Raw genomic sequence first — 12,510 nt, 5'->3', positions numbered from 1 at the left:
TGCAGCTCCATTTACATGCGGAACACGCCGAAGCGGCTCGGCTCGATGGGGGCGTTCAGCGAAGCGGACAAGGCCAGGGCCAGCACGTCGCGGGTCTGCAACGGATCGATGACGCCGTCGTCCCACAGTCGTGCGCTGGAGTAGTAGGGGTGGCCCTGGGTTTCGTACTGGTCGAGGATCGGCTGCTTGATCGCCGTTTCCTCATCGTCACTGAAAGCCTGGCCGGCACGTTCGGCCTGCTCGCGCTTGACCTGCACCAGCACACCTGCGGCCTGTTCGGCGCCCATCACGCCGATGCGTGCGTTGGGCCACATCCACAAGAAGCGCGGGTCATAGGCGCGGCCACACATGCCGTAGTTACCGGCGCCGAAGCTGCCGCCGATGATCACGGTGAACTTCGGCACCTTGGCGCAGGCCACCGCCGTGACCAGTTTGGCGCCGTGCTTGGCAATGCCGCCGGCTTCGTATTTCTGGCCGACCATAAAGCCGGTGATGTTTTGCAGGAACAGCAGCGGAATCCTGCGTTGACAGGCCAGCTCGATAAAGTGCGCGCCTTTTTGCGCAGCCTCGGCGAAGAGGATGCCGTTGTTGGCCAGGATCGCAACCGGGTAGCCGTGCAGGTGCGCAAAGCCGCACACCAGGGTGGTGCCGAACAGTGCCTTGAATTCATCGAACACCGAGCCGTCCACCAATCGCGCGATCACTTCACGCACGTCGAACGGTTGCTTGGCGTCGGCCGGGATCACGCCGTACAGCTCTTCGCTGCTATAAAGCGGCGCCAGCGGCGTGCGTTGTTGCAAGTGCCCCAGCTTGCGCCAGTTGAGGTTGGCCACGCTACGCCGGGCCAGGGCCAGCGCATGTTCGTCGCTGTCGGCATAGTGGTCGGCCACCCCGGAAATCTTGCAGTGCACATCGGCACCGCCCAGGTCTTCGGCGCTGACCACTTCACCCGTCGCCGCCTTCACCAGCGGCGGGCCGGCGAGGAAGATGGTGGCTTGCTGGCGAACCATGATTGCTTCGTCCGCCATCGCCGGCACATAGGCGCCACCGGCGGTGCAGGAGCCCATCACCACGGCGATCTGCGGGATGCCCTGGGCACTCATGTTCGCCTGGTTGAAGAAGATCCGCCCGAAGTGCTCGCGGTCCGGGAACACTTCATCCTGGCGCGGCAGGTTGGCGCCGCCGGAGTCCACCAGGTAGATGCACGGGAGGCGGTTCTGCTCGGCGATGGTCTGGGCGCGCAGGTGTTTTTTAACCGTCAGCGGGTAGTACGAGCCGCCTTTCACCGTGGCGTCGTTGGCGACGATCATGCACTCGACGCCTTCCACCCGACCAATTCCGGCAATTACCCCGGCCGCCGGCACGTCTTCGCCATATACCTGATAAGCCGCCAGTTGGCTGAGTTCAAGGAACGGCGAGCCCGGGTCGAGCAGGCGATTGATCCGCTCGCGGGGCAACAGTTTGCCTCGCGATGTATGCCGCTCCTGAGCCTTGGCGCCGCCGCCTTGCTGCACTTGGGCGAGCAGGGTATGCAGGGCGTCGACCTGTTGGAGCATCGCCGCGCTGTTGGCGGCGAATTCCGCCGAGCGCGGGTTGAGCTGGGTGTGCAGGGTAGCCATGGTGCGCGCTCCGTTCAGCGGGTTTCGTTAAACAGCTCGCGACCGATCAACATGCGCCGGATCTCACTGGTGCCGGCACCGATTTCATACAGCTTGGCGTCACGCAGCAGACGGCCCGCCGGGAATTCATTGATATAGCCATTGCCACCGAGAATCTGGATCGCGTCGAGAGCCATCTGGGTAGCACGTTCGGCGCTGTACAGGATCACCCCGGCGGCGTCCTTGCGCGTGGTCTCGCCTCGCTCGCAGGCCTGGGCCACCGCGTACAGGTAGGCGCGGCTGGCGTTGAGTTGGGTGTACATGTCGGCGACCTTGCCCTGGATCAGCTGGAACTCGCCGATGCTCTGGCCGAACTGCTTGCGGTCGTGGATGTAAGGCACGATCAGGTCCATGCAGGCCTGCATGATTCCGGTCGGGCCGCCGGAGAGCACCACGCGTTCGTAATCGAGGCCGCTCATCAGCACCTTCACTCCGCCATTCAGCGCGCCGAGGATGTTTTCTTCCGGCACTTCGACGTCATCGAAAAACAGCTCGCAGGTGTTGGAGCCGCGCATGCCCAGCTTGTCGAACTTGTTGCTGCGGCTGAAACCTTTCGAGTCGCGCTCGACGATAAACGCGGTGATGCCGTGGGCACCTTTTTCGAGGTCGGTCTTGGCGTAGATCACGTAGGTGTTGGCGTCGGGGCCGTTGGTGATCCAGGTCTTGCTGCCGTTGAGCACATACACGTCGCCGCGTTTGTCGGCGCGCAGCTTCATGGAGACCACGTCGGAGCCGGCATTCGGCTCGCTCATGGCCAGGGCGCCGATGTGTTCGCCGCTGATCAGCTTGGGCAGGTACTTGAGTTTTTGCTCGTGGGTGCCGTTGCGGTTGATCTGGTTGACGCAGAGGTTGGAGTGCGCGCCGTAGGACAACGCCACCGAAGCCGAACCCCGGCTGATCTCTTCCATGGCCACCACGTGGGCCAGGTAGCCCAGGCCGGCGCCGCCGTATTCTTCCGGCACAGTGATGCCCAGCAGGCCCATGTCGCCGAATTTGCGCCACATGTCGGCGGGGAACAGGTTGTCGATGTCGATCTGCGCAGCCCGTGGCGCCAGCTCCTTGGCCACGAAGGACTGCACCTGGTCGCGCAGCATGTCGATGGTTTCACCGAGGGCGAAGTTCAGGGAGGGGTAACTCATGGACGGGCACCTTCTAACGTTGTTTTTGTGTGGCCAATGCGCCGGGGAAGGGCGATCACCTTTACGTTAACGTAAGCTTGCGTTGCAGGGCTGTCAATCGTAGTTTACGTTTACGTCAACCTACAAAAAAGACAACAGGGGTCGTTATGGATCAATCGAATCAGAGCTACAGCCGTGGCTCTCAGGACAAGGCCTTGCTGGCCATGACTATCGGCCAGGCCTTTGATCAAACGGTTTCGCGCTACCCCGACGGCGAAGCGCTGGTCGTGCGCCATCAACCGCGTCGCTACACCTGGCGGCAACTGGCAGAGACGGTGGATTTGCATGCACGTGCGTTCCTGGCCATGGGGATGCAAACCGGCGACCGCCTGGGCATCTGGGCCCCGAATTGCGCCGAGTGGTGCATCAGCCAGATCGCCAGCGCCAAGCTCGGCGTGATTCTGGTCAATATCAACCCGGCGTATCGCAGCAGTGAACTGGAGTACGTACTCAAGCAGTCCGGCTGCCAGTGGCTGGTGTGCGCCGGGTCGTTCAAGGCCTCCGATTACCACGGCATGTTGCAGGAGTTGAAGCCCGACCTGCGCGGCATCATCAGCCTTGATCCCAGCCCACCTCCGGGGTTCACGCCCTGGTCGCAATTGGCGGCCCTCGGCGCGGGCATTGCGCCCGAGCAACTGCAAACCCGTCAGGCCAGCCTGCACTTCGATCAACCCGTCAACATCCAGTACACCTCCGGCACCACCGGTTTCCCCAAAGGCGCCACCCTCAGTCACCACAACATCCTCAATAACGGCTACATGGTCGGCGAAAGCCTGGGCCTGACCGCGCAAGACCGCCTGGTGATCCCGGTGCCGCTGTATCACTGCTTTGGCATGGTGATGGGCAACCTGGGTTGTATCACCCACGGGACCACGATGATCTACCCGAACGACGGCTTCGACCCGCTGCTGACCCTGGCTGCCGTCGCCGAAGAACAGGCCACCGGGCTCTACGGCGTGCCCACCATGTTTATCGCCATGCTTGACCACCCACGCCGTGCTGAATTCGACCTCTCACACCTGCGCACCGGGATCATGGCCGGCGCCACCTGCCCGATCGAGGTGATGCGCCGGGTCATCAGCGAGATGCACATGAGCGAGGTGCAGATTGCCTATGGCATGACTGAAACCAGCCCGGTGTCGTTGCAGACCGGGCCGGATGACGACCTCGAGCGGCGGGTGACCACCGTCGGCCGTACCCAGCCACAGCTGGAAAGCAAGATCATCGATGAGGCCGGTAACACGGTTGCCCGGGGCCAGATAGGTGAGCTGTGTACCCGTGGCTACAGTGTGATGCTGGGTTACTGGAATAACCTCGACGGTACTCGGGAAGTAATCGATGACGCGGGCTGGATGCACACCGGCGACCTGGCGACCATGGATGAACATGGGTATGTGAGCATCGCCGGGCGTAACAAGGACATGATCATTCGCGGTGGCGAGAACGTGTACCCGCGGGAGTTGGAGGAGTTTTTCTTCACTCATCCGGCGGTGGCGGATGTGCAGGTGATCGGGATTCCGGATGAGCGCTATGGTGAGGCGATTGTGGCGTGGATCAAGTTTCACCCGGGGCATGTGGCTGATGAGCTTGAGCTGCAGACGTGGTGCAAGGGGCGGATTGCGCACTTCAAGATGCCCAAGCATTTCAAATTTGTGGATGAGTTTCCGATGACGGTGACGGGGAAGATTCAGAAGTTTCGGATGCGGGAAATTATGATTGAGGAGTTGAAGAGGGGGTGAGGGGGCCGGGCCACCTGCGTTCGGCCCCCGGCTGAATGGGGCAGTCAGATCAAGATCATAAGCCGCTTTTCTGTAGGAGCGAGCTTGCTCGCGAAAAACGTGAGGGCGCCGCGTTCATTCAGGACGCCAACGTCATCGTTAACGACCTTCGCGAGCAAGCCCGCTCCCACATTTGAACCGTGCCCGCTTTAGCTTTTGATTTGCTTCACCACACTCAAGCCGGCCCTCAGGCCGTTGTAACAGCGGAACCAATCGAAGCCATCATCCAAAAAACGTATATACACGCAAATCACCTTCCCCGAGAAAGCACAAAGGGGACCCGAAGGTCCCCTTTAATTTGTCGTTGCGTGCTCTTTTTTATTATTGAGGGGCGGTCTGTTGTTGTTTTTGGCAACCGTGGCCCTTTACCGCTGTTTTTGGCGACCCCCATCCGGGGTCAAGAGCAAACGTATTTTTTTGAGCGCTGATCTGCTTCTTCGCAAGCGATCCAACCAGTGGGTAGCTACCTTGAGGTAGTTTTTTGTTCTTCTCTATCCGGTTGCGGGTTTCGGCTAGCCGTACCCTGCGAAGCACATCTTCTCCAAAAAAATCTGTTAGCTGCGTCTCTGCCGTGTTGTTTTTGTTATGTCAGAGTCGTTACGTCTTATTTTTATTAGGTTTGGTGCTTTTTATTCTTGTTATGCAATAGAGATAGCAGAAGCCGTGCCAACTTTTTAAAGTCCTTTAAAATCAATGGTTTGTTTTTTTAGTGGGAAATTTCTTTCAGGAAATGCGACAAAATATGTTCCCGTGTTACCCGATGTGTAGCCGCGAGGTAACACATCGTCACAGGCGCGCTACTCAACCGACGCTGCGAGCCTTCGCCACACGCGAACCCGTGGGGCGGCCGAGTACCGTACAAATCTGCTGGCCCGCCAGAATCAGCTTGTCCATGTCGATACCCGTCTCGATGCCCAGGCCATTGAGCAGGTACAGCACATCTTCCGTGGCGACGTTACCGCTGGCACCCTTGGCATAAGGGCAGCCGCCGAGGCCTGCAATAGAGCTGTCAAACACTTGGATACCTTCCTCAAGGCTGGCGTAGATATTGGCAATGGCCTGCCCATAGGTGTCATGGAAGTGCCCGGCCAGCTTGTCCCGTGGCACCTGCGCGCCGACCACCTCGAACATCCGCCGCGTGGCGCCCGCAGTGCCGGTGCCAATGGTGTCGCCCAGGGACACCTCATAGCAGCCCATGGCAAACAGCTCGCGAGCGACTACCGCGACGTGTTCCGGTGCGACCTGACCTTCATAGGGGCAACCCAGCACACACGACACATAACCCCGCACGCTCACGCCATGCTGCCTCGCCGCGTCCATGATCGGCACGAAGCGCTCCAGGCTTTCGCTGATGGAGCAGTTGATGTTGCGCTGGGAAAACGCCTCGGACGCCGCCGCAAACACCGCGACTTCCTTCACGCCCGCCGCCAGCGCATCTTCAAAACCCCGCAGGTTCGGCGCCAGTGCACCATAGGTCACGCCCGGCTTGCGCTGGATCTGCGCAAACACCTCGGCCGACCCGGCCATCTGCGGCACCCACTTGGGCGAGACAAAACTGCCGACTTCGATGTAACCCAGGCCGGCGGCGCTCAGGGCGTCCACCAATTGCACCTTGTGGGCGACGCTGATGGGTTGCGCTTCATTCTGCAGGCCGTCGCGCGGACCGACTTCCACCAGGCGCACATGAGAGGGAAGGGACATGGCAGCTACCTTTTATGAATGGCCAACCTGGCCCTGAATGGTCTGTTCCAGCGCCTGGGTGCACCGCTCTTCGGCGGTGTCCAGCTCCAGCTTCATCTGTTCGATGTCCAGCAACTGTTGCTCCAGCTGCTCGCGGCGCTCGGCGATTTTCGCCAGCATGCTGTGCAACTGTTTCTGGTTGCCGCTGGTGGGGTCGTAGAGTTCGATCAGCTCCCGGCACTCGGCCAGGGAAAAACCGATGCGCTTGCCCCGCAGGATCAACTTGAGACTGACCTTGTCCCGGGGCGAGTAGATGCGCTCCTGGCCCCGGCGTTCCGGGGACAGCAGGCCTTGTTCTTCATAGAAGCGAATGGCGCGGGTGGTGATGTCGAGCTCGCGGGCGAGGTCGGAGATGCTGTAGGTCGTGCTCATGGTGGCGCTCAAGGGGTGTCTTGAGCGTTAAGCTAATGGGTGCTTGACGTTAACGTCAAGCAGCAGCTCAAGCCTGCTGCTTATCCAGCTTCTTCTCATGGGCTGTCACCTGCTGGCACAGCTCGATCATTTGCTCGCGCATCCAGCGGTTGGCCGGGTCCTGGTCGGTGCTTTCATGCCAGTACAGATGGGTTTCCACCATGGGCACATCATTTACCGGCAGGTTGAACCAGTGCAGTTCATGGCGCCGGGCAAAGCGTTCAGGCACGGTCATCACCATGTCGGTCTGCTGCAACACTTGCGAGGCCATCAGGTAGTGCTGGGAGCGCAGGGCGATCTTGCGCTGCAGGCCCATCTTGCCCAGCGCCAGGTCGACGTGGCCCAGGCCGTTGCGCCGGCTGGAGATATGAATGTGTGTCAGCGAGAGGTAGTCATCCAGAGTGAGCTTGTCCTTGCCCGCCATCGGATGGCCCTTGCGCATGGCGCATACATAGCGGTCTTCCATCAGCTTGACGTGGCGCACTTGCGGGTCGGTGTTGAGCGGCGCATCCACCGCAAAGTCCAGGCGACCGGCCGCCAGTTCCTTGGTGGTTTCCCGGCGCTTGGACAGGAAACTCTCGATCACCACCGTCGGCGCCAGGCGGCGCAGGCGCTGGAACAGTGCGGGCAAGATCACCGCTTCGGTGAGGTCGGTCATGCTGATGCGGTAGGTCTTGGCGGCCTGTTGCGGGTTGAAGATCCGGCTTTCCTGCACCGATACCCGCAGCAACGACAGGGCATTACGCACCGGGCCGATGATGTTCTGGGCCATGGGCGTGGGCACCATGCCTTGGGCGGTGCGCACGAACAACGGGTCGTTGAAGGTCTCCCGCAGGCGGGCCAGAGCGTTCGACACCGCCGGCTGGGTAATACCCACAATCTGCCCGGCGCGGGTCAGGTTGGCTTCGGTGTAGATCGCGTCAAAGACGATGAAGAGGTTGAGGTCGACCTTGCTCAGATTCATTTCGCTGCGCTCTTATTGTTAGGTGTCCATACGCCGATCATATATCGGTGATGAATGTTAATACACGCCGAGAATAGGCTAGGTAAATTATCAACGCTGTTCTAGCATCGATTCATGACCTCAACAACCTCCATTGAGAAGGTGCTGCCCATGGATTTCGCCTATTCGCCCAAGGTTCAGGAACTGCGTGAACGCGTTACCGCGTTCATGGACGCCTACGTCTACCCGGCCGAGCCTGTGTTTGAACGCCAGGTTGCCGAAGGTGACCGCTGGCAGCCCACTGCGATCATGGAGGAGTTGAAAGCCAAGGCTAAAGCCGAAGGCCTGTGGAACCTGTTCCTGCCGGAATCCGAACTGGGCGCCGGGCTGACCAACCTGGAATACGCACCCCTGGCAGAAATCATGGGCCGCTCTTTGCTGGGGCCGGAGCCGTTCAACTGCTCGGCACCGGATACCGGCAACATGGAAGTGCTGGTGCGCTATGCCAACGAAGAGCAAAAACAGCGCTGGCTGGAGCCGTTGCTGCGTGGCGAGATCCGCTCGGCATTTGCCATGACTGAGCCGGACGTGGCGTCCTCCGATGCCACCAACATGGCGGCCCGTGCGGTTCGCGACGGCGACGAGTGGGTGATCAACGGTAAAAAATGGTGGACCTCCGGCGCCTGCGACCCGCGCTGCAAAATCCTGATCTTCATGGGCCTGAGCAACCCGGATGCGCCGCGTCATCAGCAACACTCGATGATCCTGGTGCCGGTGGATGCGCCTGGTGTGAAAATCGTACGTCCGCTGCCGGTGTTCGGCTACGACGACGCGCCCCATGGCCACGCCGAAGTGCACTTTGAAAACGTCCGAGTGCCGTACGAAAACGTCCTGCTGGGCGAAGGCCGGGGCTTTGAAATTGCCCAAGGTCGCCTTGGCCCGGGCCGTATCCACCATTGCATGCGCTCCATCGGCATGGCCGAGCGCGCGCTGGAATTGATGTGCAAGCGTTCCGTCAGCCGTACCGCCTTCGGCAAACCGCTGGCTCGTCTGGGGGGCAATATCGACAAGATCGCCGACTCGCGGATGGAAATCGACATGGCGCGCCTGCTGACCTTGAAAGCCGCCTACATGATGGACACCGTGGGCAACAAGGTCGCGAAAAGCGAAATCGCCCAGATCAAGGTAGTGGCGCCGAACGTGGCGTTGAAGGTGATCGACCGCGCCATCCAGATCCACGGTGGCGCCGGTGTCTCCAATGACTTCCCGCTGGCCTACATGTACGCCATGCAGCGCACCCTGCGCCTGGCCGACGGTCCCGACGAAGTGCACCGCGCGGCGATCGGCAAGTTCGAGATCGGCAAGTATGTGCCGCGGGAAATGATGCGCAGCGGCCAGTAACACCGAGGTGTCTTCATCGCAGGCAAGCCAGCCCCCACAGGGGAATGCAGTCAACTGTGGGAGCCGGGCTTGCCCGCGATGAGGCCAGTTGATCGTTCCCACGCTCTGCGTGGGAATGCTGCCCCGGACGCTCCGCGTCCTCAATACACCCAAACCTCCACCCGCCGATTCTTGATCCTTCCCTCATCCGCCGTATTTGCCGCCACGGGCATCTCGGCACCGAACCCCTGAATGTCCCTCAGCACCACGCCGCTTTTAACCAGTTCCCGCCGTACCGCCATCGCCCGCAACTTCGACAACAGCGCCGCCCGCTGAGCATCACTCTTGGCATCCCCAAACCCCACCAGCGTCACCTGCTTGTCCAGCTTGCCGTGGCTCTTTATATAAGCCACCACCCGCATCAAGTCCTGGCGCGCCTTGTTGTCGAGGCTGGCGCTGCCTTCCTCAAACCGGAAATTCACGGTCAGCCGCTGCGCCTGCCGGGCGATCGCCTGATAATCCTCGGGCATCGGTGCCTGCGGCTCCACTGCCATGGCTTGCACCTGCTGCGCGATAAAGCCATTGGCGGCCACGATCGCCTGGCCCTTGCTGCTTTGCGCAAAGTCCACCAGCGCCCTGGCCCACGGATTGTGCTCAACCGGCGGCAAATAGAAGAACAGCCGGCGTGACAGCGGGTAATCCTCGGTGGCAATCAGGCTGTTCAACGGCAGCATGGGTTGCGAGTCGCCATCGACGATGGCAACTGCCTTGGCTTGGCGCACGTAAGGCAAACCAATAAAACCGATACCCTGCGGGTCACGGCTGACGGCATCCGACAATTCCTCGCTGGACTCGAACCGCTTGGCGCTGCCATCCAATGCTTTGCCCCGACGGCTGAGCACCAGCTCCTTGAAAGTATCGTAGGTGCCGGACTGATCATCCCGCGCGTACAGGTGAATCTGGCCGCCGATGCCGCCAATTTGCTCCCAGGTCGAAACCTCGCCGCTGAAAATCTGCGCCAGTTGCTCGGTATTCAACGTACCCAACGGGTTGCGCGGGTTGAGGATGATCGCTAGGCCATCAATGGCGATGACTTGTTCGGCATCCGGGCTCTTCAGGTCGCCGAGGGATTCCAGGTCCACCAGTTCACTGTCCTTGATGGGCCGGGACGAGGCGGCGAGGTCGGCACTGGCTTTTTTCAGCGCGGCAAATCCGGTACTGGAGCCATGGGCGGCTACTTCCACCGTCACTCGCAGGCCCTGGCGAGTCTTGCCAACGATGTGCTGCTCGTTGGCCTGGTCAGATGGCTCGCTGTGCACGGCTTGCAGCCCTTGTTGCTCCATCAGCCCCTTGACCAGCGCCGGGCCAAGCGCCGCGCCGATGGTGTTGGAACCCTGGATGCGCAAGGCCGGGCCATGTTCGGGGAAGGGCAGTGGGGTGGAAAAAGCGGCGAAGGGAAATGCGCTGAGCAGGGCCAGCAGGGATAGAACGCGCAGCATCATGCCGGCACCTTCTCAAGCCAAAGGGAGTGCCGCGAGATTAAGTCAGAGAGGTTTCAGCAATATGACCGGCATCACGCCGTCAAAAAGTGGGAGCGGGCTTGCTCGCGAATACGGTGTGTCAGTCGACGTATCCGGTGACTGACACACCGTATTCGCGAGCAAGCCCGCTCCCACATTTAACGGCGCTGCTGTTAAGAAATCAGCTCAATTCCAGCCAGATCGGCGCATGATCGGAGGGTTTTTCCATGCCGCGCAGGTCGTAGTCCACACCGGCATCCTTCACCCGGGGCAACAAGCCTTGGGAAGCCATGATCAGGTCGATCCGCAGCCCGCGCTTTGGCTCGTCTTCAAAACCACGGCTGCGATAATCGAACCAGCTGAAGCGGTCCGCCACATCCGGGTTGAGGTGGCGGAAGCTGTCCACCAGGCCCCAGTTCTTCAGGCGCGCCATCCACTCGCGTTCTTCCGGCAGGAAGCTGCACTTGCCGGTTTTCAGCCAGCGCTTGGCGTTGTCGGCGCCGATGCCGATGTCGCAATCTTCCGGGGAGATATTCACATCGCCCATCACAACCACCGCCTGGTCATTGCTGAACTGTGACTCCAGCAAGGTTTGCAGGTCCTCGTAGAAGCGCTGCTTGGCCGGGAACTTGGTGGGGTGGTCGCGGCTTTCGCCCTGTGGGAAATAGCCGTTCATGATGGTAATCGGGTTGCCGTTGGCGTCGGCGAAGGTGCCCCAGATGAAGCGGCGCTGGGCGTCTTCTTCGTCACTGGCAAAACCTTTATGCAGCGCCAGCGGTGCCTGGCGCGAGAGCAGGGCAACACCGTAGTGGCCTTTCTGCCCGTGGTAATACACGTGATAGCCCAGGGCCTTGATCTCATCCAGCGGGAACTGGTCGTCGTGGACCTTGGTTTCCTGCAGGCCGATCACGTCCGGCTGGTGTTTCTCGATCAGTGCCGCCAGCTGATGAGGACGGGCGCGCAGCCCGTTGATATTGAAAGACACGATTTTCATGGTCGGCAGTCCAGTCTGGCAAAAGGGCGATGCTAGCCGACAAGTCGGACGGGAGCCAGCCTTGTAGCAGCTGCCGAGGCTCGAGGCTGCGTTGGGCTGCGAAGCGGCCCCCGGTGGCTACACTGAACGAATCAGTGCCGCAGACGTTCGTAATAACAAGAGCGCGACCTTTTGAGTCAGCGCCCAGGGGAGATTCACTGTTATGCCTGACACCTCGACTGCCATCACCCAGATCCACATGCTCGACAGCGGCTATTCCCGCGAAGCCCGTTCTCTGTTGTACCAGGCCTATCGCCATGAGCCGACGTTCGCCTACATCTTCGAAGCCGAACGTCCCGGTTACGAACAGCGGGTGCGCGCCACGGTGCGTGAACTGGTCAAGCAGCACTTTTTCCAGAAATTGCCGGCCATTGGCCTGCTGGTCAACGACCGACTGATCGGCATCGCCCTGATCGCGCCACCGACTCGCCGCCTGGGCATCACTGAAAGCTGGGCCTGGCAGTTACGGATGTGGTTGAGCACCGGTGTGCGCGGCACCCGGCGGTACCTGGAATACCATCAGGCGGTGCTGGCATGCCTGCCCTCGGATTCGGTGCATGTGCTGCCACTGCTGGGGATTCACCCGCAATTCCAGGGCAAGCACTACGGTGAGCAACTGCTGGAAGCGGTGCATAACTGGTGCGCCGAAGACCCGCATTCCTCTGGCGTAGTGTTGGACACGGGGAATTCTCGCTATCTGGAGTTCTATAAGCGCCAGGGGTATGAAGAGATTGGCGAGGTGGCTGTAGGACCTGTTCTGGAGCACGTGTTCTTTCACGCAAATCCGCAGGTGTTACAAGCTGCAACGCTTTAAGACAGAATTGTTCAGACAAATCAGGGTTCTAAGACGCTCCCAAGCTCGTGTAGCA

Annotated in this window: 10 protein-coding genes; 3 read left to right on the top strand and 7 right to left on the bottom strand. The window is 60.6% G+C overall.

Annotated elements, in window-relative coordinates; translation table 11 throughout:
• Positions 1-11: 11 nt before the first annotated feature.
• On the bottom strand, positions 12-1,619 hold the full coding sequence (locus tag LIY45_RS10975) for a carboxyl transferase domain-containing protein (protein WP_226476319.1): 1,608 nt from the start codon (positions 1,617-1,619) through the stop codon (positions 12-14).
• A gap of 14 nt (positions 1,620-1,633) precedes the next feature.
• Positions 1,634-2,797 carry an isovaleryl-CoA dehydrogenase gene (locus tag LIY45_RS10970; protein ID WP_226476318.1) on the bottom strand — a complete coding sequence of 388 codons (1,164 nt, stop codon included), beginning with the start codon at positions 2,795-2,797 and terminating at the stop codon, positions 1,634-1,636.
• Between the two features lie 146 nt (positions 2,798-2,943).
• Here LIY45_RS10970 and LIY45_RS10965 point away from each other — a divergent pair, with 146 nt between their 5' ends.
• Positions 2,944-4,575 carry an AMP-binding protein gene (locus tag LIY45_RS10965; protein WP_226476317.1) on the top strand — a complete coding sequence of 544 codons (1,632 nt, stop codon included), beginning with the start codon at positions 2,944-2,946 and terminating at the stop codon, positions 4,573-4,575.
• Positions 4,576-5,415: 840 nt separating this feature from the next.
• Here the strand turns inward: LIY45_RS10965 and LIY45_RS10960 are convergent.
• From LIY45_RS10960 to LIY45_RS10950, 3 genes are all read right to left on the bottom strand, one after another.
• Entirely contained in the window at positions 5,416-6,315 is a 900-nt protein-coding gene (locus tag LIY45_RS10960; protein ID WP_226476316.1) for a hydroxymethylglutaryl-CoA lyase, read from the bottom strand.
• A 12-nt stretch (positions 6,316-6,327) separates the two neighbouring features.
• Positions 6,328-6,726: a MerR family DNA-binding transcriptional regulator gene (locus LIY45_RS10955; protein WP_003211806.1), complete on the bottom strand. Its 399-nt coding sequence runs from the start codon at positions 6,724-6,726 to the stop codon at positions 6,328-6,330.
• A gap of 67 nt (positions 6,727-6,793) precedes the next feature.
• Positions 6,794-7,729 (bottom strand): LysR family transcriptional regulator, encoded by a 936-nt coding sequence (locus LIY45_RS10950; RefSeq protein ID WP_017476977.1) that lies wholly within the window; start codon positions 7,727-7,729, stop codon positions 6,794-6,796.
• A 150-nt stretch (positions 7,730-7,879) separates the two neighbouring features.
• Here LIY45_RS10950 and LIY45_RS10945 point away from each other — a divergent pair, with 150 nt between their 5' ends.
• Positions 7,880-9,109 (top strand): acyl-CoA dehydrogenase, encoded by a 1,230-nt coding sequence (locus tag LIY45_RS10945; protein WP_226476315.1) that lies wholly within the window; start codon positions 7,880-7,882, stop codon positions 9,107-9,109.
• Between the two features lie 140 nt (positions 9,110-9,249).
• Here LIY45_RS10945 and LIY45_RS10940 read toward each other — a convergent pair whose 3' ends face one another.
• Positions 9,250-10,590, bottom strand: coding sequence for a phosphate ABC transporter substrate-binding/OmpA family protein (locus tag LIY45_RS10940; protein ID WP_226476314.1), 1,341 nt, complete (start codon positions 10,588-10,590; stop codon positions 9,250-9,252).
• A 199-nt stretch (positions 10,591-10,789) separates the two neighbouring features.
• On the bottom strand, positions 10,790-11,602 hold the full coding sequence (gene xthA / locus LIY45_RS10935; RefSeq protein WP_226476313.1) for an exodeoxyribonuclease III: 813 nt from the start codon (positions 11,600-11,602) through the stop codon (positions 10,790-10,792).
• Positions 11,603-11,804: 202 nt separating this feature from the next.
• Here xthA and LIY45_RS10930 point away from each other — a divergent pair, with 202 nt between their 5' ends.
• Complete coding sequence (locus LIY45_RS10930) at positions 11,805-12,455, top strand: GNAT family N-acetyltransferase (RefSeq protein ID WP_017476980.1); 651 nt, start codon at positions 11,805-11,807, stop codon at positions 12,453-12,455.
• Positions 12,456-12,510 lie beyond the last annotated feature (55 nt).

The organism is Pseudomonas sp. MWU16-30323, assembly GCF_020515595.1.
GTDB classification, from domain to species: domain Bacteria; phylum Pseudomonadota; class Gammaproteobacteria; order Pseudomonadales; family Pseudomonadaceae; genus Aquipseudomonas; species Aquipseudomonas yamanorum.
This window is presented reverse-complemented; position numbering and strand designations above follow the sequence as displayed.

Bases quoted from the DNA above. Each gene is read 5' to 3' on its own strand.
- LIY45_RS10975 (WP_226476319.1), bottom strand. From the start codon at position 1,619: ATGGCTACCCTGCACACCCAGCTCAACCCGCGCTCGGCGGAATTCGCC.
- LIY45_RS10970 (WP_226476318.1), bottom strand. From the start codon at position 2,797: ATGAGTTACCCCTCCCTGAACTTCGCCCTCGGTGAAACCATCGACATG.
- LIY45_RS10965 (WP_226476317.1), top strand. From the start codon at position 2,944: ATGGATCAATCGAATCAGAGCTACAGCCGTGGCTCTCAGGACAAGGCC.
- LIY45_RS10960 (WP_226476316.1), bottom strand. From the start codon at position 6,315: ATGTCCCTTCCCTCTCATGTGCGCCTGGTGGAAGTCGGTCCGCGCGAC.
- LIY45_RS10955 (WP_003211806.1), bottom strand. From the start codon at position 6,726: ATGAGCACGACCTACAGCATCTCCGACCTCGCCCGCGAGCTCGACATC.
- LIY45_RS10950 (WP_017476977.1), bottom strand. From the start codon at position 7,729: ATGAATCTGAGCAAGGTCGACCTCAACCTCTTCATCGTCTTTGACGCG.
- LIY45_RS10945 (WP_226476315.1), top strand. From the start codon at position 7,880: ATGGATTTCGCCTATTCGCCCAAGGTTCAGGAACTGCGTGAACGCGTT.
- LIY45_RS10940 (WP_226476314.1), bottom strand. From the start codon at position 10,590: ATGATGCTGCGCGTTCTATCCCTGCTGGCCCTGCTCAGCGCATTTCCC.
- xthA (WP_226476313.1), bottom strand. From the start codon at position 11,602: ATGAAAATCGTGTCTTTCAATATCAACGGGCTGCGCGCCCGTCCTCAT.
- LIY45_RS10930 (WP_017476980.1), top strand. From the start codon at position 11,805: ATGCCTGACACCTCGACTGCCATCACCCAGATCCACATGCTCGACAGC.